Raw genomic sequence first — 18,528 nt, forward strand, 5'->3', positions numbered from 1 at the left:
GCAGTTCAGTAGCGGGCGGCGTACGGATACAGGTCCATGCCCACCATCGAACTGATGGTGGATACGGTGATGCCTTCCTGCGGGTTCAGCGCCTGGACCACTTGGCCGTTACCCAGGTAGATGGCCACGTGGTAGAAGTTCGGGGCGGAACCCCAGACCAGCAGGTCGCCCCGGCGGGCCTGCGAAATCGGAACGTGGACCGGGGCTGCCGCGTACTGCTGGGACGCGGTGCGCGGAAGGTAGGTACCGGCTGCGGCGAACGCATTCTGCACCAGGCCCGAGCAGTCGAAACCGTACGGCCCCGTGCCGCCCCATTGGTAGAAGTACGGTGCGCCCACCTTGCCCATGGCGACGGAGATTGCTGCCTCGAACGTGCCTGAGCCTGCAGGAGGCGCAGGCACAGGTGCAGGGGCCGGTGCCGGTGCAACCGGGGCAGGGGCCGGAGCGGGTGCCGGTGCGGCGGGGGCGGGGGCCGCTGCAACGGGTGCCGGGGCGGGAGCAGCGGGTGCCGGTGCGGCGGCCACCGGCGCGGCAGGCGCGGGAGCTGCCGGGGCGGGAGCGGGAGCCGCAGGAGCAGCCACCGGCCCGCCGCCGTTCTGTCCCGCACTGTTCCGGCTGGCGGCCTGGTCCTGGGCGGCTTTGTCCTGTGGTGCCTTATCGGCTGCTGCCTTGTCGGCGGCGGCGGACAAAGCGGCAAGGCGTGCCTCTTCGCGCTGCCGGTCAAGGGCGTCCACCCGGGCGGATTCGAGCGCCACGGTGGTGTTGCGGAGCTGTGCCAGTTGGTCCACCAGGACGGTCCGCTGCGCCTTGGCATCGGCGACTGCCTTTGCCTGCGCGGCGTTGGCCTGCTCCGCCTGGGATTTCCGTTGCTCGGCGGTCTTGGCTGCGTCATCGGCAGCCTTGGCAGCGTCCTCCGCGGCCGCGGTCAGGGAGCGGTAGGCGGTGGCCGCGGCGTCAGCAGCTTCGAATGCGCGGCTGCGGCTGGCGGAAAGTGCCTCGAGGGTGGCGGCCTGCTGGAGGCTGTCACTGCCGCTGGCCAGGGTTCCAAGGGTGGGGTTCAAGCCGCCGTTGCGGTACAGGTCGCCGGCGAGCTGCCCCACCTGCTTCCGTGTCCTGTCCTGCTGGTCGCGGGCGGACGATGCTTTGGCGGCGGCAACGGAAGCCGCCTCGGTCCGCTGCTGTAGTTCCACGAGCGCTTCACTGTAGGAGTTGTTGGCCTGCATGGCCACCGCGAAGGCCGCCTGCTGGGCAGTCGAAGCATCCGCCAGGATCCGCTCGATCGCGGTGACCTGGTCCGCCGTGGCGGACTCGCTTGCCTTTGCGGCGGCGATGTCGTCCGGGGATGGGATCTCCGGTGACGCAGGCAGGGCCACGGGTGCGGATGGTGCCGGTACCGCCAGCGCGGGCGTGGCCACAGATGCAAAGAGTACGACGGCGGCGCACAGCGCGGCAGTCCTGCGGCCGGATCCGGGTAAAGCCATCTGCAGAGACCTCGCAACGGTAAGGCTGGGAGTGAGGTTCTGGATGCGGCACGACGGTGCCCCTCAGTTGCTCGCCAGCAGTCCGAGGTTACGTCACGATATGCACATTGGCAACAGCAGTCACATCAATAACATAAACCACAACAATGTCATTTGGTGGGGAATTCCACAGGGTGTGTCGGGGTCAGGCGTGCTGGTGTTCCTCGTGTTCTGAATGGCTGGCAGGCTCCAGCTGGAAGGTGCAGTGGTCGGTGTCGAAATGGGAGCCCAGGCAGGTGATGAGCCTGTCCAGCAACTGGTCGGCCCCCCGGGCGTTGAGCACCCCGTCCTCCACCACCACATGGGCTGAGAAAACGGGGACACCGGACGTGATGGTCCAGATGTGGATGTCATGGACATCGGTCACACCGGCAACCGACAGGATGTGCTCGCGGATCATCTGGACCTCCACTCCTTTCGGGCTGGCCTCCAGCAGGACGTCCACCACGTCGCGCAGCAGGCTCCAGGCGCGGGGCAGGATCATCAGGGCGATCAGGACCGATGCGATGGTGTCTGCTGCCTGGAAACCGGTGGCCATGATGATGACGGCGGCGATGATGACGGCTACCGAGCCCAGGAGATCGCCCAGTACCTCCAGGTAGGCGCCGCGGACGTTCAGGCTCTCCTCCTGCCCCCCACGCAGGATCAGCAGCGACACCAGGTTCGCCACGGCACCGAGGATCGCTGCGAACAGCATGATGTCCGTATGCACCTCAGGGGGTGCACCGAACCGGCGGATGGCTTCCGTGAAAATCACCACGGAGATCACGATCAGGATCAGCGCATTCGCCAACGCCGCGAGCACCTCCGCCCGCTGGTAGCCGTAGGTTCGCTGGTCGCTCGCCGGGCGGCCGGCGATCCAGGCGGCAAGCAGGGCGATGGTGACTCCGGCCGCGTCGGAGAGCATATGTCCGGCGTCTGCCAGCAGGGAAAGCGACCCGGACAGCACCGCGCCGACGATCTGGATAACCACGACGCCGAGCGTGATCCCCAGGACGGCCACCAGCCGTTTCCGGTGCCGCCCGGTGGCAGTGATCCCGTGGCCGTGGTTGTGGTCGTGTCCCATGCCTACAAGGCTAGCCCCAGCCCAGCTCGTGCAGCCGGTCGTCGGAAATCCCGAAGTGGTGGGCGATCTCGTGGACCACGGTAACGGCCACTTCGTGGATCACCTCGTCCCGGGAGGCGCAGATTTCCAGGATGGGTTCGCGGAAGATGGTGATCCGGTCGGGGAGCGAGCCGGCGTCCCACCATGAATCGCGTTCAGTCAGGGGGACACCTTCGTAGAGCCCCAGGAGCACGGTATCCGGGTCTTCCCCCGGGCCGGGCACATAGTCGTCGTCGATGAAGACGGCCACGTTGTCCATGGCGCGGGCCAGCCGCTCCGGGATGCTGTCCAGGGCATCCTGGACGGCTGCCTCGAATTCGTCAGGAGACATGGTGAAACCCGACGGTTCATGCGGCCCTTCAGGAATGATGGGCAGTCCCGGCGGAAGGCTGGCTGGCATACCCCGACTCTAGCGCCCGGGCCGCTGCCCGCGTGTCCGCGTCCTGCGCCGGGTCAGTCCCACTCCCACCAGGCATACCAGTCCGCCCACCAGTCCCCAGGCTGTGGGGATCTCGCCAAGCAGCAGCCAGGAGATGAGCACCGTGGTCCCCGGTACCAGGTAGGTGGTGGCGGCCAGTTTCCCGGCGTCCACGAGTGAGAGTGCGTAGGCCCAGGTTGTGAAGGCGATCGCAGTGGGAAACACGCCGAGGTACACCAGCGCCCACGTGGCCTGCGGAGGGGCGGCCTGGACTTCGGACGCCAGCTGCCCGGCGAACGGCAGGCAGCACACCGCGCCCACGATAATGCCGAACCAGGTTGCCTGCGCCGCCGGGAACTTCCGCACCACCGGCTTCTGGATGATGACGCTGACTGCGGCGAGCACCGCCGCAAGGAGGCAAAGCGCCACGCCTGCCAGGTCCGCCGTCGAACTTTCCCCGGGGCTGCGCGGCTGTCCGGAACCGAGAGCGATCAGTGCAACCCCCGCGAACGCCACCGTGCTGCCGATGAGCAGCCAGCGGGGAAAGCCCTCCTTGAGGAAAATGCCGGCCATGATGGCCACCAGGATCGGGTTGACGTTGATCAGCAGGGCGCTGGTGCCGGCATCAAGGATGTGTTCGGCGGCGTTCAGGGCAACGTTGTAGCCGCCGAACCACATCACGCCATAGGCGAGGATCGGCAGCCATTCGCGTCCCCTGGGCAGCACTCGGCTCCTGATGAGTTGCGGCACCACCAGGAAAGCGAGGACGACGGCGGCGACCGCCAGCCTGCCGAGCGTCAGGGAGCCGGGGGAGAAGTGGGGCCCGATGGCGCGGATGCCGACGAACGCGGAGGCCCACAGCACGACGGTGGCCACCATGGCCGCCACGCCAAGGGCCTTCACGGGCGTGGGTGCTGCAGTGGGGGAAGCCAGGGGCTGACGGGCGGGGCTGGTGGAAGGCATGAGTCAAATGTACGGCTGCCGCAGGCGCCGGACTGGCGGAAATCGGCCATGTGGATGCCCCCGGGCTAGGATGCGGACCATGGCTTCTCCCTCGGTTCCCGCCCGTGACACCCCGCGCCCGGTCAGGAAAATCACCTGGATCGCGCTGGCTGTCATCGTCCTGGGCGGCGTCGCCTGGTATGCCATCTTTACCGCCACGAAGCCCCAGCAGGCGGCGCCTCCGGCCGCGGGCGCCGAGCAGCTCGTTCGTGCCGACAGCCACCGCCTCACTGCGCCCGCCGAGGAGAAGGCCCAGCTGGTGGAGTTCCTGGACTTCGAATGTCCGTCCTGCGGAGCGGTCCACCCTTTCGTGGAGGAGCTCAAGGCGGAGTTCGGGGACAGGATCACGTTCGTCAACAGGTACTTCCCGCTCTCTGCGCACCCCAATTCCGGCCAGGCCGCACTGGCGGCGGAAGCGGCCGCGCAGCAGGGCCAGTACCAGCAGATGGCCGCCAAGCTCTTTGAGAACCAGTCCCAGTGGTCCGGCAGCCAGCAGTCCCAGGCGCCTCTGTTCCGCACCTACGCCGGGCAGCTGGGCCTGGACCTGGCGCAGTTCGATGCCGTGGTGGCCGACCCGAACACCGAGGAACGCATCCTGGCCGACATCGCGGACGGCAATACCCTCGGCGTCAACGGCACCCCCACGTTCTTCCTCAATGGCGAGAAGCTCACGCTGTCCACCAAGGCGGACTTCCGCCAGAAGCTGGCCGACGCCGTCAAGTAGCCGCGCACCACGCCGCTGGCGGTTCCAGGGGCGTGCCTAGCTCCGCGAAGCCCAGGCGAGCAGCTTTCCCACTGGCCACGTGGTGATGATCCGGTCTGCCGGAACGTTGTTGCGGGCCGCCCGCTCGGCGCCGTACTGCAGGAAGTCCAGCTGCCCGGGGGCGTGGGCATCGCTGTCGATCGAGAACAGGCACCCGGCTTCCAGGGCCAGCTGGATCAAGTCATCGGGCGGGTCCTGCCGCTCCGGGCGGGAATTGATCTCCACGGCAACGTTGTGCTCCGCGCACGCCGCGAACACTTCCTTGGCATCGAAGTCCGACGGCGGCCGCGTTCCGCGCGAGCCTTCCACCAGCCGCCCGGTGCAGTGGCCCAGGACGTTGGTTTGCGGGGCCGTGATGCCCCCGAGCATCCTGGCGGTCATGGTCTTCCGGTCTGCCCGGAGTTTTGAGTGAACGCTGGCCACCACGATGTCCAGCCGGTCCAGCAGCTCCGGTTCCTGGTCCAGCCCGCCGGTTTCCAGGATGTCCACTTCGATCCCGGCCAGGAGCCGGGTGCGGCCGCCATTGCCGTTAATGCCTGCCACCACGTCCAGCTGGTTGCGCAGGCGTTCAGGCGAGAGCCCGTTGGCGATGGTGAGGTTGGGTGAGTGGTCGGTCAAGGCCAGGTACTCCCTGCCCAGCACCTCAGCGGCCGCCACCATCAGCTCAATGGGGGAGCCGCCGTCGGACCATTCACTGTGGCTGTGCAGGTCCCCGCGCAGGGCCCTGCCGATCTCCGCGCCGCCGGACGCGAGCGGCTCGGCACCCTTCTCCCGAAGGTCTGCCAGGTACTCGGGGACCTGGCCGTCCACCGCCTGCCGGATCACCGTGAAAGTCCGGTCCCCGATCCCCTTCATGGACTTAAGCCGCCCGGACAGTGCGCGCGAGGCCACCTCCTCCGGCTCCAGGGCGCCAATGGCAGCGGCCGCCTTGCGGAAGGCCTGCACCTTGAAGGTGGCGGCGCGTCCGCGCTCCAGCCAGAAAGCGATCTCATTGAGCGCATCGACGGCATCCATCCGTCCATCTTGGCCCGTACCAGGGCCAAACGGCGGGGATTTTCGCCGATTTTGGAATATTCCCGGTTAGCCCCTATAGTTTTAGAGTCCAGTTCGGAGAAACGCAGAGGACAAAGACGGAAAGCCCCGCTTGACGCCTTTTATTTTGTTCCGAACGGGTTCTGGCCCCCATCGTCTAGCGGCCTAGGACACCGCCCTTTCACGGCGGCGGCACGGGTTCGAATCCCGTTGGGGGTACGCAAGGAACTGGTCAAACAGACTAAAAAAGTCTGGTAGGCTGGAGGCCTTGAAAAAAGCGGTAGAGATACTGCAAAGCAAGAAACGCAAGGCCCTGTAGCGCAGTTGGTTAGCGCGCCGCCCTGTCACGGCGGAGGTCGCGGGTTCAAGTCCCGTCAGGGTCGCTCTGATTGTTGGAAGAAATTCCGGCTGTCATGGTGACTAGTCACCTAGGCTCTGTAGCTCAGTTGGTAGAGCGTTCGACTGAAAATCGAAAGGTCACCGGATCGACGCCGGTCGGAGCCACCACTGGGAAGCATCAGTTCTTCGGAACTGGTGCTTTTCTGCTTTAACGCTGGCGTGGCAGCTTTAGCGCTGGCCCTGGCAACCTTGCCCGGGCTTCGCGACTGTCCTGACGCCGCCATCCGCCACGGAGGGGTGCCCGCCCTGCGGCCCGCGCAACATCGCAACCCCCCCCGAAAGAAATCTTTGGGCACCCGACGAAACATTTGACCCCTGCCGCAGGGATATGGCACGCGCGCGCATTGGAGTGTGTAAGCGCTTGCACAATACTCGCCGGTAACCCGTTTTGGCCCGTGAAACAGGGTTTGAAGTGTCCGTTCCACCCCGTCTACGGTGGAGCGCGGCCGGAGGACAGCATGCTTTCCACCGGCCGGCCAGGCCCTACCCAGGCCTGTCTCTCCCCACAGCACAACGGCGTCCCCGATGACTCCTGAGGTGTCTCCGGGGTCGCGGTTTGTTTCGGGATCATGGGCACACGCCCGCCTTCCACGAAAAGTCACAACTCCGCGAGAAGAGCAAGAAATGCACAAGCACCCCCAACCCCGGCTGCTGCGGTGGCGCACCGCCGCCGCAGCGCTGGCGGCGACCCTGGCCGCGTCGGCTTTCCTGGCCGTCCCCTCGGCACACGCCAACGAGCCCTCCGATCCGCCTGCAGTCCAGCAGCTGCCTGCCCCCACGCCAGGCTTCCCCCTGCCGACGCAGCACACGCAGCAGGCTTTCGATCCGGCGTCGGACTTCACCTCCAAGTGGACCCGCGCCGACGCCAAGCAGATCATGGCGCAAAGCAACCCCAACGTCGCAGCGGGCCAGAACTCCATGAGCCCCGACGTCACCATGCCGGAGATCCCGCAGGATTTCCCCGCCATGAACGACGACGTATGGGTCTGGGACACCTGGTCCCTCACGGACGAGAATGCCAACCAGATCAGCTACAAGGGTTGGGACGTCATCTTCTCCCTGGTCGCTGACCGCCACGCCGGCTACGGTTTCGACCAGCGCCACTGGAACGCCCGGATCGGCTACTTCTTCCGCAAGACCAACGCCGACCCAGCGAAGGACAAGTGGAACTACGGCGGCCACCTCTTCCTGGACAACACGTCCATCGGCAACACGGAATGGTCCGGCTCCACCCGCCTGATGCAGGGTGACCACGTGAACGTGTTCTATACAGCCACCACCTTCTACGACAAGGCGGAGCGCAACGCGGGCGGCGGCGGCATCGCCCCGGACGCGGCCATCGCGAAGGCACTGGGCAACATCCACGCCGACAAGAACGGCGTGACGTTCGACGGCTTCCAGCACACCAAGCTCCTGGAGCCGGACGGAAAGCTGTACCAGAACAAGGCGCAAAACGCGGGCTTCGCGTTCCGGGACCCGTACACCTTCGCCGATCCTGCCCACCCGGGCAAGACCTACATGGTGTTCGAAGGCAACACCGCCGGCAACCGCGGCGAATACCAGTGCCAGGGCGGGGACCTGGGTTACCAGCCGGGCGATCCGCATGCCGAAAGCCTGACCGATGTCCAGAACAGCGGCGCCAAGTACCAGACCGCCAGCGTGGGCCTGGCCGTGGCGGACAACAAGGATCTGACCAAGTGGTCCTTCCTGCCGCCCATCCTGTCGGCCAACTGCGTCAACGACCAGACTGAGCGTCCGCAGATCTTCATCCAGAACGAGAACGGCAAGAACAAGTACTACCTGTACACGATCAGCCACCAGTTCACTTACGCGGACGGCATGCGCGGTCCCGACGGCGTCTATGGTTTCGTGGGCGACGGAGTCCGCTCCGACTTCCAGCCGGTGAACAACAGCGGCCTGGCGCTCGGTTCACCGACCGACCTCAACATGCCGGCCAACAACCCGAGCGGCACCATCTCCGGGCAGCAGAACGGCCGCCAGTTCCAGGCATACTCGCACTACGTCCAGCCGGGCGGCCTGGTGCAGTCGTTCATCGACAACGTCAACGGCGTCCGGGGCGGTTCACTGTCCCCGACCGTCAAGATCAACTTCAAGAACGGCGTGACCCAGGTGGACCGCAGCTTCGGCAAGAACGGCCTCGGCCCGTTCGGCTACCTGCCCACCAACGTCAGGGTCGGCGGCGAGGGCCTCTATAAGTAGATCGAGGCGGCCGCGACAGCTACAAGCAGTACATAAACCAGGCGGGGAGCCCCACGGCTCCCCGCCTGGTTTTTTAGCCGCTTTCCGTCAACCACCCCTGGACCAAGTCCCGTGCCGCGGCGCCGACGAGTTTCCAGCCCATCTGTCGCAGGCTGGGGATAGGGTGGAACCAACAGAAGGGGGAGTGCCTGATGGAATACCAGAACCCACAACCCGTGGTGCCCAACCGTCCTGCCGCCAGTCCGGCTCCCGGCCCGGGCCGGACAGTTATTTCCGAGACCGCCGTGGCAAAGGTTGCGGGGATTGCCGCCCGCGCGGTTCCCGGCGTCTACTCCCTGGGGTCGGGCCCGTCCCGTGCCCTGGGCGCCATCCGCGACGCCGTGGGGAGCTCCGACCACGCCGCCGGCGTCCACGCGGAAGTAGGCGAAACCCAGGTAGCCGTCGATATCACCCTGGTGGCCAGCTACGGAACGCCCCTGCATGCGCTGGCCAACGACGTCCGTGCCGCCGTTTACCGGGCTGTGGAAGAACTGGTGGGTCTGCAGGTGATTGAGGTGAACGTCGAGATCACCGATGTCTATGTCCCGCCATCGGTCAAGACCGCCGTTCCGGCCGCTGCAGAACGGGAGGCGCTGCTGTGAACCTCACCGTGACAGGCCTGGCCATGGGCGCATTCGTGGCGTTCATGTCCCTGCAGTTCGGCCTTTGGGGCTTCCTGGTCTCCCTTCTCTTCATGGCCATCGGGGCCCTCCTGGGCCGCGCGGCCGAAGGAAAGCTGGACCTGCGCGGCATTCTCGATGCCATCGTTGGCCGGCGCTCGTCCTCATGAGTTCGCCCGCGCCCGTTGTGCGTGCGCAGGCGCTCAGCGGCCATAACCGGATCAGTACGCAGGCTTTAACCAGCCTTGCCAAGGCGGCGGCCGCGCAGGCGCTGGGCGTCGACGCCCAGGACATCCGTGCGGACTGGACGGACGACGACGGCCTGCTGGCTTTGTCCCTCGTCGCCCCCATCAGCATCCCGCCGTTACAGGCTGTGGCAGCAGACCGGGCCAGGATCGGCGCAATTGGAGGATCCATCTGGGATCGAACCGTGAACGCCAAGGAAAGCATCCTGGCAAAGGTGTCTGAACTGAGCGGTTCCCAGGTGAGCCGGGTGGACATCCGCATCAGCGGGGCAAGGATCAGCACAGAAGGGCGGGTACGGTGAGCAGCAGCGTGGAAAGCCGCCGGGCCGGCAGCGGGTCGCGGAGAAGCAACGGCCCGGACATGCGCAGGGTGGTCTACCGGGAGACCCATTCCGGCAGGGCCGTGGTATCGGTCGTGGCCGCCGTCCTGGTCCTCGTGCTGGCTGGCTACGGCGTCCTCGAATCCGGGGTGCACGCAGTGGGGCAGCCGGCGTGGCTGGTGGAGCCGCAGGTCGCTGCCCAGCGCATCGTGGATCTTCCAGCCGGCATGCCCCCGCTGCTGCTGGCCGCGATCGGCGCCGTGCTCGCCATGCTGGGATTGATCTTCCTGCTGAACGGGATCCTCCCGGGAAAGCGCGCACGCCACCTGCTGGCCGGCGCAGCCGGGGAAGGGCTCCCCGCCGTGGTGGTGGACGACGAGGTCATCGCATCGTCGCTGGCCCGCCGCGCGCGCCTCGCCGCCAATGTCACGCCGGACCAGGTCATGGTGGTCGTCTCCCAACGGCAGGTGCTGGTGAATGTCCGTCCTACCTCCGGCGTCCCGGTAAACCCGGACAGGGTACTGGAGGCTGTACGGGATGAGCTGGACCAGATGTTGTTGGAACCGGCACCCGTTCCCCGCGTCAATGTGGCGCCATCGGGGGTGATCGGGGCATGAACAGCACCCCGACACTGCTTAACCGCATCCTGCTCACCGCGCTGGGCCTGCTCCTGCTGGGCTCCGGGCTCCTCCTGGTGCTGCTGGCCACCGTTCCCTCCGTGGGCACTTGGTGGCACTCCTGGTCTTCAGGGGCCTGGGGCGGCATCAACCAGTTGTTCGATTCCACCCGGTTCCCGGGCCGGCCGGAAAGCTGGTTATGGATTGTGGTGGCTGTGGCCCTGCTGGCACTGATGGGGCTCATGGTCGCCTGGATGGCGCAGCAGGGCAAGGGCAAGTCAAGCCTGCTGGCCGCCGAATACGATCCCGGTGAGACCCCCGGCGACGTGCGGATCGGAGGCGGAGTGGCGGAACAGGCGCTCCGGCACGCCCTCGAAGGGCGTCCGGACCTCGCCGGTGCCACCGTCACCACGTATGAGGTCAAGGGAGCGCCGGCTCTGAAGGTCCGGCTCTTGCCGCGCCAGGGCGTGGCCCCGCACCTGCTCGCCGCCGAGGTCGCCGGACTCGTGGACGCCCTGGAGGCCGTGGTGGGCAAGGAGGTTCCCGTCCTGATCCACATTGGCGCCGGGGCACGGACACGCTTCAGCAGGGCTGAGCGCGTCCGCTGACCTGCCGCCGGACGGCGTCCGGGCTCGCTGTTGCTACCTGCCGCCCATGAGGTACACGGTGGTGTCCACGGGCACCTCCCGCATGGCGGTCCATTCTTCGGCCGGTTCGGGGCCGCTGGACAGCACCACGGCCAAACCCTCAGGCACGGGTGCGGAAGCGAAGCCCATATTGGACAGGACCGTCACGGCTCCATTCCGGAAAGCCAGCAGGCCGCTGTCCGGCGCGTGCTCATCCGTCCACTCCACACTGCCGCTGCCCAGTTGCTGTGCCGCCCGAAAAGCCAAGGCTGCCCGGTACAGCTCAAGGGTTGAGCCCTCCTCGCCGTCCTGCAGGTCTGCGGCCAGGGGCCCGAAGCTTTCCGGCTGGGGGAGCCACGGCCCTGGGGCCTGCCCGGACAACTCGCCCGAGAACCCGTACCCGGGCTGGGCCGCCGTCCATGGCAGCGGGACCCGGCAGCCGTCGCGCCCGATTTCGGCACCATGGGTCCGGAAGAACGTGGGGTCCTGCCGGGCATCGTCAGGAAGGGACGTGTGCTCAGGCAGGCCCAGTTCCTCGCCCTGGTAAAGGTAGGCGGAGCCAGGCAATGCCAGCGCAACCAGCGTCGCGGCGCGGGCCCGCGCCAGGCCCAGGGCCGGGTCGGGCTGTTCGTCGGCGGCCCCGATGCCCTTGGGGAAGGTGGTGGGATCCTTGAGGCCGAACCGGGTGGTGTGCCGCACGGTGTCGTGGTTGCTGAGCACCCAGGTGGACGGAGCGCCCACTGACGCTGCCGCTGCCAGGGATGCGTCGATGGCCTCAGCCATGCGATCGGCATTCCACCCTGCCAGGAGGAAGTCGAAGTTGAAGGCCTGTTGCATTTCATCCGGCCGGACATAGCGGGCCAGCCGCTCGGCCGGTTCCACCCAGGCCTCAGCCACCATCATGCGGTCCCCGTCGTACTCCGCCAGGACGCGGTTCCAGTCCCGGTAGATGGCGTGGACGCCGTCCTGGTCGAAAAAGGGAGACGGCGGATACATGGGGGAAACGGCCCTGTGGGGTTCTTCGGCGTCGGTGTGGGCGTGGGGTGCATCCCCGGGCAAATGGCTCTCCAAGTGTGCAGCGGAGGTTCCCTCCACCATGGCGGCGACGCCATCCCAGTCCGGAAGTCCCGATTCCTTGACCAGTCCGTGGGCAACATCCACCCGGAAGCCGTCTGCGCCGCGGTCCAGCCAGAAGCGGAGAACCGACCGCATTTCCTCCTGGACCTCCGGGTTGTCCCAGTTCAGGTCCGGTTGCTTGGTATCGAAAAGATGAAGGTACCACTGGCCAGGTGAACCGTCCGCCTCCTGCACACGGCTCCAGGCCGGTCCGCCGAACACGGATTTCCAGTTGTTGGGGGCCCGGCCGCCGTCACCGGATCCCGGCACCTTGTCCTTGCCGTTCCGGAACATATACCGGTCCCGTGCGGGGCTTCCCGGAGGTGCCGCCAACGCCTCCTGGAACCAGGCATGTTCGTCGGAGGTGTGGTTGGGTACCAGGTCCACGATGACTTTCAGGCCGCGCCGGTGGGCCTCCCGCAACATGGCGTCGAAGTCTTCCAGGGAGCCGAAGATCGGGTCCACCTGGCGGTAGTCGGCTACGTCGTATCCGCCGTCTGCCTGCGGCGACTTGTAGAACGGGGAGAGCCAGATGGCATCCACTCCAAGAGCCTCGAGGTAGGGAAGCCGGCCCGTGACACCGCGGAGATCGCCCATGCCATCACCGTTACCGTCCGCGAAGGACCGGGGGTAGATCTGATAGACGACGGCGTCCGCCCACCAGGGTGACGAGGCTCGGAAGGGTGCGGGAACGGACGGGACTGGCATTTGGTTCCCCTCTGATAACTTTTTGATGTAAACGCTTGCATTACCGACAGTCACCTTACTAGTGTGATGGTCACCACATCAACCTCACCTACAAGCGTTCTGTCGACTTACTTGTCACTCAGCGAGGAGCTTCAAGCTAATGAAAACCCCGAGATTCCTGCTTCCGGCTGCCACTGCCGGCATTCTGGCCCTGACGTTGTCCGCCTGTGGCGGTGGAGGTGGAGGGGGCACCACCGGGGGCGGCGGTGGAGGCGGTGACGCCAGCGCCAACCTCGACGGACGCGGTCCCATCACCTACGTCCAGGGCAAAGACAACAGCAACGTTGTGCGCCCCCTGGTGGACAAGTGGAACGCGGCCCACCCGAACGAAAAGGTCACCTTCAAGGAACAGACCGACCAGGCCGACCAGCAGCATGACGACCTGGTCCAGCACTTCCAGGCAAAGCAGTCGGATTACGACGTCGTGGATGTGGACGTCGTCTGGACCGCTGAATTCGCAGCCAAGGGCTGGCTGCAGCCGCTGAAGGACAAGATGGCGATTGACACCAGCGCCATGCTCAAGCCGACTGTGGACAGCGCAACCTACAAGGGCACCCTGTATGCGGCCCCGCAAACCTCGGACGGCGGCATCCTTTACTACCGGAAAGACCTGGTACCCACCCCTCCCAAGACCTGGGACGAGATGATGAGCATGTGCTCCATCGCCAAGCAGAACAACATCGGATGCTACGCGGGCCAGTTCAGCAAGTATGAGGGTCTTACGGTCAATGCGTCCGAGGCCATCAACTCCGCCGGCGGTTCCGTCCTGGACAAGGACGGCAAGCCCAACTTGAACACGGCCGAGGCCAAGGCCGGCCTGGGGAACCTGGCCAAGGCATACGCTGACGGCAACATTCCCAAGGAAGCCATCACGTACAAGGAAGAGGACAGCCGCCAGGCGTTCCAGAGCGGTAAGCTCCTGTTCCTGCGCAACTGGCCTTACGCCTTCAACCTGATCACTACTGAAGGTTCGTCGGCCGTCAAGGACAAGACGGGGCTGGCTGCACTCCCGGGCAAGGATGGACCCGGTGCATCCTCACTCGGCGGCCACAACCTTGCCACCAGCGTGTACTCCAAGAACAAGGCAACTGCCCTTGACTTCATGAAGTTCATGACCTCGGCGGAGACCGAGAAGTTCTACGCTACCCAGGGCTCGTTGGCTCCGGTTCTTGGATCGCTGTATGACGACCAGGAACTCGTTGCCAAGCTGCCCTACCTGCCGGTGCTGAAGACGTCCATCCAGAACGCCGTACCGCGTCCTGTGACGCCGTTCTACCCGGCTGTTACCAAGGCAATCCAAGACAACGCCTACTCCGCTATCAAGGGAGAAAAGACAGTGGACTCCGCACTCTCTGACATGCAGAAATCCATCGAATCCGCCGGTGCGGGATCGTAGTCCTGCCATGGCAACCGAACTAGGCCCGACGCCGGTAAAGTCACCGGCGTCGGGCGGGACCCCCGTCCATCATGCGCCTAAGGGCGTAGGCGAGGACAACAGGATCGCCAGCCAGGGACGCTGGGCGTCCTGGCTGCTCGCCCCCACCATCGTCGCCTTGGGCATCGTGATCGTCTACCCGATCATCAGCGCCATCGTCATGTCGTTCCAGAAGGACGCCGGCCTTGATCCCGCCACCGGCCTGTTCACCGCAGGCGGCTCGGCAGGCATCCAGAACTACGTGAACTGGCTCGCGCAGCAATGCTCGTCACCGGACGGCGGAACAGTTGCCTGCCCGCCCGGTACCCTCGGAGGCCAGTTCTGGTCCGCCACGGCCACCACCTTCTTCTTCACCGTGGTGACGGTGGCATTTGAAACGGTCCTGGGCTTCTGGATGGCCATGATCATGGCCCGCGAGTTCCGGGGCCGCAGCCTGGTCCGCGCCGCTGTCCTGGTGCCCTGGGCCATCCCGACCGCCGTGACGGCCAAGCTCTGGTTCTTCATCTTCGCTTTTGAGGGCATCGCCAACAAGCTGTTCAACACCACCATCCTGTGGACGGGCAGCGAGTGGCCGGCCAAGTGGGCCGTGGTCATCGCGGACGTTTGGAAGACCACACCCTTCATGGCACTGCTGATCCTTGCCGGCCTCCAGATGATTCCGGCAGAAGTATATGAGGCAGCAAAAGTGGACGGGACCACGGCCTGGCAGCGGTTCCGGCTGATCACCCTTCCGCTGGTGAAACCGGCCCTGATGGTGGCTATCCTGTTCCGTACACTCGACGCGCTGCGCATGTTCGACCTGCCGTACATCCTCACCGGCGGCGCGAACAACACCACCACGCTGTCCATCCTGGTGATCAACCAGATCAGGCAGGGCTTCAACTCCGCGGCGGCATTGTCCACCATCACGTTCATCATCATCTTCCTCGTCGCCTTCATCTTCGTCCGCTTCCTTGGGGCGAACGTGGTTGAGCAGAGCGGCGCCACAGGAAAGGGGAAGAAATGACCACGGCAACAGCAGACGCCTCGGCGCTGCGGGCCCAGCAGGACAAGGGCCGCAAGGCAGCCCAGAACCGTGAAAAGTGGGCGCAGGGGCGGACCTACCTCAGCGCCGTCATAGTCCTGCTTTGGTGCCTGGCCCCGGCGTACTGGATGGTGGTCACGGCGTTCCGCGAAGTCGGCTTTACCTACGACACCTCGATCCTTCCCACCCACGTAACCCTGGACAACTTCATAACCGCCTTCGATACCTCGTTCGGCAACAGGTTCGGCCAGGCCCTGCTGAACAGTGTGTTCATCGGTGGCGTCGTGACGGTGGTGTCCCTGCTGATTGGCGTGTTCGCCGCGTACGCCCTGGCCCGCTTGAACTTCAAGGGCAAATTCCTGGTCCTCGGCTTCATCCTGGGTGCATCCATGTTCCCCGGCGTCGCTCTGATCACCCCGCTGTTCCAGCTGTTCACCAACATCGGCTGGATGGGTACGTACCAGGCGCTGATCATCCCGAACATCTCCTTCGTGCTCCCGTTGACGGTCTACACCATGACCTCGTTCTTCCGGGAAATGCCGTGGGAACTCGAGGAATCAGCCCGCGTTGACGGCTGCACCCAGGGGCAGGCGTTCCGCAAGGTCATCATGCCGCTGGCTGCTCCGGCAATCTTCACCACCGCAATCCTGGCCTTCATTTCGTCGTGGAATGAGTTCCTGATTGCCAGCCAGCTGTCCAGCGACGCAACCCAGCCGGTGACGGTGGCGATCGCCAACTTCGCCGGTGCGCAGCCCAACCAGATCCCGTACACGGCCATCATGGCCGCCGGCACCATCGTCACCATCCCGCTGGTGATCCTGGTGCTGGTCTTCCAGCGCAAGATCGTGGCCGGCCTCACGGCAGGTGCGGTCAAGTGACGGACGCAGGTTCCCGCCCCCGGACCCCGGGGGCGGGGAACCGCAGCCGGTTGGTCCGCTCGGGGGAGGACTTCGACATCATCATCGGCTTCCTCGCGTTCTGGGCGCTGGTCCTCCTGGTAGCCACTGTGTGGATGGAAGTCACGGCCCAGCCTGCCCTTGGATGGGCGCTGGGCCTGCTGGCCACCTTGCTGGCCCTGTATGGCATGGTACGGCTGCGCCGGAAACTTCCAGCCCGCCGATAGGGAAGAAACCGCCGGATACCGGTGGCTGTGACCTTGGACGCAGCCACCGGGTCGGTAGTCGCTGCCCGTCCCCGGAATGGAAAAATACAAGGCCGGGGGTAAACGCAGGGCCAGCCGGCCCTACGCCGAAAAGGAGTTAAAGGGGGACACGGTGGCACGGACAACGGAAAGGTCGCAGCGGGGCGGCCATAACGGTGTCAGCATCGAGGACGTGGCGGCCGCCGCCGGAGTCTCAACAGCCACCGTCTCCCGTGCCGTCCGCGGACTGCCCAGGGTTTCTCCGGCCACCAGGGAGAAGATCCTGGAAGTGGCCGGGAACCTGGGCTACGTGGCCTCGTCCTCCGCTTCCGGGCTGGCCACGGGGCGCACCAAAACCATTGGCGTCCTGGCCCCGTTCGTCAGCCGGTGGTTCTTTTCCAAAGCCATCGAGGGCGCAGACCGCGAACTGCACGCCAGGAATTACAACCTTTCCCTCTTCAACCTTGGCGGCCACGGGAGCAACCGCGAGCGGCTCTTCAGCAAGACCATGGTCTATAAGCAGATCGATGCCCTGCTGGTGCTCTGCATGGCCCTCAGCCACGAGGAAATCGAACACCTCCAAAAGATCGACATCCCCCTAGTGGTGGTGGGAGGGCACGTCGAGGAGTGCCCCTACATTGGCATCGACGACTACGCCGCAGCGTCAACCGCGGTCCGGCACCTGATCGATTTGGGCCACCGTGATATCGCACTGCTGCACGGCGACGACGAGACAGACCTCAACTTCGACGTTCCCCGGGTCCGCATCCTGGCCTTCAAGGACGTCATGGCCGCCGCCGGGCTGCCCACCCGGCCGGAATGGGACGAATGGGGCGACTTCACCGTCCGCAGTGGCCAGGAGGCCTTCCGCCGGCTGTGGTCGGGTCCGGGACAGAAACCAACAGCCATATTTTGCGCCTCGGACGAAATGGCCATGGGTGTCATCTTCGAAGCCAACCGCATAGGCGTCAGCGTCCCTGGCGACCTGTCCGTGGTGGGCATCGACAACCACGATTTCGCCGCCGCCATGGGCTTGACCACCGTGGGGCAGCGCCCGGACGAACAAGCCGAACTGGCGACGAAGATGCTGCTGGATGAACTGGACGGCGAGGACGGGGCTGTCCGCTCCGCCGTCGCGCCCCATGAACTCATCATCCGGCGCACCACGGCGCCTCCCCAAACCTGATACAGGTTTAGGGCCTGTTGTTCCCCCTAGCCGGCATGCTCAGGAAGCGCGGGCCAGCTGGCGGATGGGAACCCACCGCGAGGCCAGCCGTCGGTAGGCCGCCGCGGCGCCGGTCATGTCCCCCTCCGCCAGGCATTCGATGCCCAGCCTGATGTCCATGGGAGACTCGTCCGGGTACACCTTGTCCGCCACGGCCCCGTAGTCCAGTTCCACCATGGAGTTCACGTGGAACAGCTCAAGCCATTCGGTCAGCTGCGCCAGGTCATCGAGCATGTCCAGGTCCGGGGCGGCGAGTGCCAGGTTGGCCACCGCGTAGCGGGCCCGCTCCAGGGCATCGGTGATGGGCGTCCAGACACGCACGGTGAGGATCCGTCCACCGGCTTCCACCACATCCTTGCGGTCGGATTCGGCGAACAGCGAGAACCAGCTGAACGGGATGCCCCAGGTGGATGCACGGGTGTGGACCCGGACGGACCCGTCGCGTGCCTTCACCAGGTCGATCCGTTCCTGGTGCCGGTCCCGTTGCTCCTCCGGGATCAGCAGCTCGGCAAGCGGCCCGTGGATCCCCTCCATCAGCGCGTTGGCTGCCAGCCCGGCGCGGAGGACCAGCTGGCTGGGGCAATACAGGAGGACTGGCTCAATGCCGGCGCCAGCACCGTCGTCGGCCGTTCCGCCGTCCGGCCCCGGTGCCGTGGTGACGCGCACCAGGTCGGTGCGTCCGGTGGGGAAAGGGTCCCCGCCGGAGCGGGTGATCCGTCCCAGCGAGGCGAGCAGTTCAGCGTTTTCGACGGCGGCGCGTGACACGGCCTGGGCCCCCGCCGCCGCGATGTCCGGACGCTGTTCCTCCGGGAAGGCCTCCAAGGGTTCGTAGACGCGCAGCGTGGAGGAGAAAGGCAGGCCGGCCTGGCCCCGGTAGAGGTTCCCCGTCACGACGGCCTCCTTGCATGGGTCCA

Annotated in this window: 19 protein-coding genes and 3 tRNA genes; 15 read left to right on the forward strand and 7 right to left on the reverse strand. The window is 65.9% G+C overall.

The genetic code is table 11. The annotated features are described in order from the left end of the window. Nucleotides 1-5: 5 nt before the first annotated feature. The 4 genes from ACFVTD_RS12085 to ACFVTD_RS12100 form a co-directional block, all read right to left on the reverse strand. Nucleotides 6-1,481 (reverse strand): C40 family peptidase, encoded by a 1,476-nt coding sequence (locus ACFVTD_RS12085; RefSeq protein ID WP_387562911.1) that lies wholly within the window; start codon nucleotides 1,479-1,481, stop codon nucleotides 6-8. A gap of 184 nt (nucleotides 1,482-1,665) precedes the next feature. After that, on the reverse strand, nucleotides 1,666-2,586 hold the full coding sequence (locus ACFVTD_RS12090; protein ID WP_387562913.1) for a cation diffusion facilitator family transporter: 921 nt from the start codon (nucleotides 2,584-2,586) through the stop codon (nucleotides 1,666-1,668). Between the two features lie 10 nt (nucleotides 2,587-2,596). Beyond that, nucleotides 2,597-3,025 (reverse strand): metallopeptidase family protein, encoded by a 429-nt coding sequence (locus ACFVTD_RS12095; RefSeq protein ID WP_387562916.1) that lies wholly within the window; start codon nucleotides 3,023-3,025, stop codon nucleotides 2,597-2,599. Nucleotides 3,026-3,034: 9 nt separating this feature from the next. After that, nucleotides 3,035-4,006, reverse strand: coding sequence for a DMT family transporter (locus tag ACFVTD_RS12100; RefSeq protein ID WP_387562919.1), 972 nt, complete (start codon nucleotides 4,004-4,006; stop codon nucleotides 3,035-3,037). A 70-nt stretch (nucleotides 4,007-4,076) separates the two neighbouring features. Between ACFVTD_RS12100 and ACFVTD_RS12105 the strand changes: the two genes are divergently transcribed. Then, nucleotides 4,077-4,769 (forward strand): DsbA family protein, encoded by a 693-nt coding sequence (locus tag ACFVTD_RS12105; RefSeq protein WP_387562922.1) that lies wholly within the window; start codon nucleotides 4,077-4,079, stop codon nucleotides 4,767-4,769. A gap of 36 nt (nucleotides 4,770-4,805) precedes the next feature. Here ACFVTD_RS12105 and ACFVTD_RS12110 read toward each other — a convergent pair whose 3' ends face one another. After that, complete coding sequence (locus tag ACFVTD_RS12110) at nucleotides 4,806-5,822, reverse strand: PHP domain-containing protein (protein ID WP_387562925.1); 1,017 nt, start codon at nucleotides 5,820-5,822, stop codon at nucleotides 4,806-4,808. A 164-nt stretch (nucleotides 5,823-5,986) separates the two neighbouring features. Here ACFVTD_RS12110 and ACFVTD_RS12115 point away from each other — a divergent pair. The 9 genes from ACFVTD_RS12115 (at nucleotide 5,987) to ACFVTD_RS12155 (ending at nucleotide 10,908) form a co-directional block, all read left to right on the forward strand. Then, a tRNA-Glu gene (locus ACFVTD_RS12115) sits at nucleotides 5,987-6,059 on the forward strand. Nucleotides 6,060-6,149: 90 nt separating this feature from the next. After that, nucleotides 6,150-6,223 (forward strand) — tRNA-Asp (locus ACFVTD_RS12120). Between the two features lie 48 nt (nucleotides 6,224-6,271). Then, nucleotides 6,272-6,347 (forward strand) — tRNA-Phe (locus ACFVTD_RS12125). A gap of 516 nt (nucleotides 6,348-6,863) precedes the next feature. Beyond that, complete coding sequence (locus tag ACFVTD_RS12130; protein ID WP_387562928.1) at nucleotides 6,864-8,459, forward strand: glycoside hydrolase family 68 protein; 1,596 nt, start codon at nucleotides 6,864-6,866, stop codon at nucleotides 8,457-8,459. Nucleotides 8,460-8,650: 191 nt separating this feature from the next. Beyond that, entirely contained in the window at nucleotides 8,651-9,100 is a 450-nt protein-coding gene (locus tag ACFVTD_RS12135; RefSeq protein ID WP_387562931.1) for an Asp23/Gls24 family envelope stress response protein, read from the forward strand. Then, entirely contained in the window at nucleotides 9,097-9,288 is a 192-nt protein-coding gene (locus tag ACFVTD_RS12140) for a hypothetical protein (RefSeq protein ID WP_387562934.1), read from the forward strand. The genes ACFVTD_RS12135 and ACFVTD_RS12140 overlap by 4 nt, the downstream gene beginning before the upstream one ends. Then, on the forward strand, nucleotides 9,285-9,665 hold the full coding sequence (locus ACFVTD_RS12145; protein WP_387562937.1) for a hypothetical protein: 381 nt from the start codon (nucleotides 9,285-9,287) through the stop codon (nucleotides 9,663-9,665). Before ACFVTD_RS12140 ends, ACFVTD_RS12145 begins: the two co-directional genes overlap by 4 nt. Beyond that, the gene (locus ACFVTD_RS12150; protein ID WP_387562940.1) at nucleotides 9,662-10,300 is read left to right on the forward strand and encodes a hypothetical protein; all 639 of its coding nucleotides are present in this window, start codon (nucleotides 9,662-9,664) and stop codon (nucleotides 10,298-10,300) included. The genes ACFVTD_RS12145 and ACFVTD_RS12150 overlap by 4 nt, the downstream gene beginning before the upstream one ends. After that, a complete protein-coding gene (locus ACFVTD_RS12155; protein ID WP_387562943.1) occupies nucleotides 10,297-10,908 on the forward strand; it encodes a hypothetical protein in 612 nt (203 codons plus the stop codon). Before ACFVTD_RS12150 ends, ACFVTD_RS12155 begins: the two co-directional genes overlap by 4 nt. 33 nt (nucleotides 10,909-10,941) lie before the next feature. Here ACFVTD_RS12155 and ACFVTD_RS12160 read toward each other — a convergent pair whose 3' ends face one another. Further along, the gene (locus tag ACFVTD_RS12160; RefSeq protein WP_387562946.1) at nucleotides 10,942-12,750 is read right to left on the reverse strand and encodes a glycoside hydrolase family 13 protein; all 1,809 of its coding nucleotides are present in this window, start codon (nucleotides 12,748-12,750) and stop codon (nucleotides 10,942-10,944) included. 139 nt (nucleotides 12,751-12,889) lie between these two features. Between ACFVTD_RS12160 and ACFVTD_RS12165 the strand changes: the two genes are divergently transcribed. From ACFVTD_RS12165 to ACFVTD_RS12185, 5 genes are all read left to right on the forward strand, one after another. Next, a complete protein-coding gene (locus ACFVTD_RS12165) occupies nucleotides 12,890-14,185 on the forward strand; it encodes an ABC transporter substrate-binding protein (RefSeq protein WP_387562949.1) in 1,296 nt (431 codons plus the stop codon). Between the two features lie 7 nt (nucleotides 14,186-14,192). Beyond that, the gene (locus ACFVTD_RS12170) at nucleotides 14,193-15,230 is read left to right on the forward strand and encodes a carbohydrate ABC transporter permease (RefSeq protein ID WP_387562952.1); all 1,038 of its coding nucleotides are present in this window, start codon (nucleotides 14,193-14,195) and stop codon (nucleotides 15,228-15,230) included. Next, the gene (locus ACFVTD_RS12175; protein ID WP_387562955.1) at nucleotides 15,227-16,126 is read left to right on the forward strand and encodes a carbohydrate ABC transporter permease; all 900 of its coding nucleotides are present in this window, start codon (nucleotides 15,227-15,229) and stop codon (nucleotides 16,124-16,126) included. Before ACFVTD_RS12170 ends, ACFVTD_RS12175 begins: the two co-directional genes overlap by 4 nt. Next, the gene (locus ACFVTD_RS12180; protein WP_387562958.1) at nucleotides 16,123-16,371 is read left to right on the forward strand and encodes a hypothetical protein; all 249 of its coding nucleotides are present in this window, start codon (nucleotides 16,123-16,125) and stop codon (nucleotides 16,369-16,371) included. Before ACFVTD_RS12175 ends, ACFVTD_RS12180 begins: the two co-directional genes overlap by 4 nt. A gap of 151 nt (nucleotides 16,372-16,522) precedes the next feature. Continuing rightward, nucleotides 16,523-17,575, forward strand: a complete 1,053-nt coding sequence (locus ACFVTD_RS12185) for a LacI family DNA-binding transcriptional regulator (RefSeq protein ID WP_387562961.1) — start codon at nucleotides 16,523-16,525, stop codon at nucleotides 17,573-17,575. 39 nt (nucleotides 17,576-17,614) lie between these two features. On the opposite strand, the gene ACFVTD_RS12190 is transcribed toward ACFVTD_RS12185, so the two are convergent. Further along, nucleotides 17,615-18,505: a hypothetical protein gene (locus tag ACFVTD_RS12190; RefSeq protein WP_387562963.1), complete on the reverse strand. Its 891-nt coding sequence runs from the start codon at nucleotides 18,503-18,505 to the stop codon at nucleotides 17,615-17,617. Nucleotides 18,506-18,528 lie beyond the last annotated feature (23 nt).

Origin of the sequence: Pseudarthrobacter sp. NPDC058119 (assembly GCF_042884655.1) — a bacterium.
Taxonomy (GTDB): domain Bacteria; phylum Actinomycetota; class Actinomycetes; order Actinomycetales; family Micrococcaceae; genus Arthrobacter.

Coding starts and splice junctions, on each gene's coding strand:
- ACFVTD_RS12085 (WP_387562911.1), bottom strand. CDS start 1,481: ATGGCTTTACCCGGATCCGGCCGCAGGACTGCCGCGCTGTGCGCCGCC.
- ACFVTD_RS12090 (WP_387562913.1), bottom strand. CDS start 2,586: ATGGGACACGACCACAACCACGGCCACGGGATCACTGCCACCGGGCGG.
- ACFVTD_RS12095 (WP_387562916.1), bottom strand. CDS start 3,025: ATGCCAGCCAGCCTTCCGCCGGGACTGCCCATCATTCCTGAAGGGCCG.
- ACFVTD_RS12100 (WP_387562919.1), bottom strand. CDS start 4,006: ATGCCTTCCACCAGCCCCGCCCGTCAGCCCCTGGCTTCCCCCACTGCA.
- ACFVTD_RS12105 (WP_387562922.1), top strand. CDS start 4,077: ATGCGGACCATGGCTTCTCCCTCGGTTCCCGCCCGTGACACCCCGCGC.
- ACFVTD_RS12110 (WP_387562925.1), bottom strand. CDS start 5,822: ATGGATGCCGTCGATGCGCTCAATGAGATCGCTTTCTGGCTGGAGCGC.
- ACFVTD_RS12130 (WP_387562928.1), top strand. CDS start 6,864: ATGCACAAGCACCCCCAACCCCGGCTGCTGCGGTGGCGCACCGCCGCC.
- ACFVTD_RS12135 (WP_387562931.1), top strand. CDS start 8,651: ATGGAATACCAGAACCCACAACCCGTGGTGCCCAACCGTCCTGCCGCC.
- ACFVTD_RS12145 (WP_387562937.1), top strand. CDS start 9,285: ATGAGTTCGCCCGCGCCCGTTGTGCGTGCGCAGGCGCTCAGCGGCCAT.
- ACFVTD_RS12155 (WP_387562943.1), top strand. CDS start 10,297: ATGAACAGCACCCCGACACTGCTTAACCGCATCCTGCTCACCGCGCTG.
- ACFVTD_RS12160 (WP_387562946.1), bottom strand. CDS start 12,750: ATGCCAGTCCCGTCCGTTCCCGCACCCTTCCGAGCCTCGTCACCCTGG.
- ACFVTD_RS12165 (WP_387562949.1), top strand. CDS start 12,890: ATGAAAACCCCGAGATTCCTGCTTCCGGCTGCCACTGCCGGCATTCTG.
- ACFVTD_RS12170 (WP_387562952.1), top strand. CDS start 14,193: ATGGCAACCGAACTAGGCCCGACGCCGGTAAAGTCACCGGCGTCGGGC.
- ACFVTD_RS12175 (WP_387562955.1), top strand. CDS start 15,227: ATGACCACGGCAACAGCAGACGCCTCGGCGCTGCGGGCCCAGCAGGAC.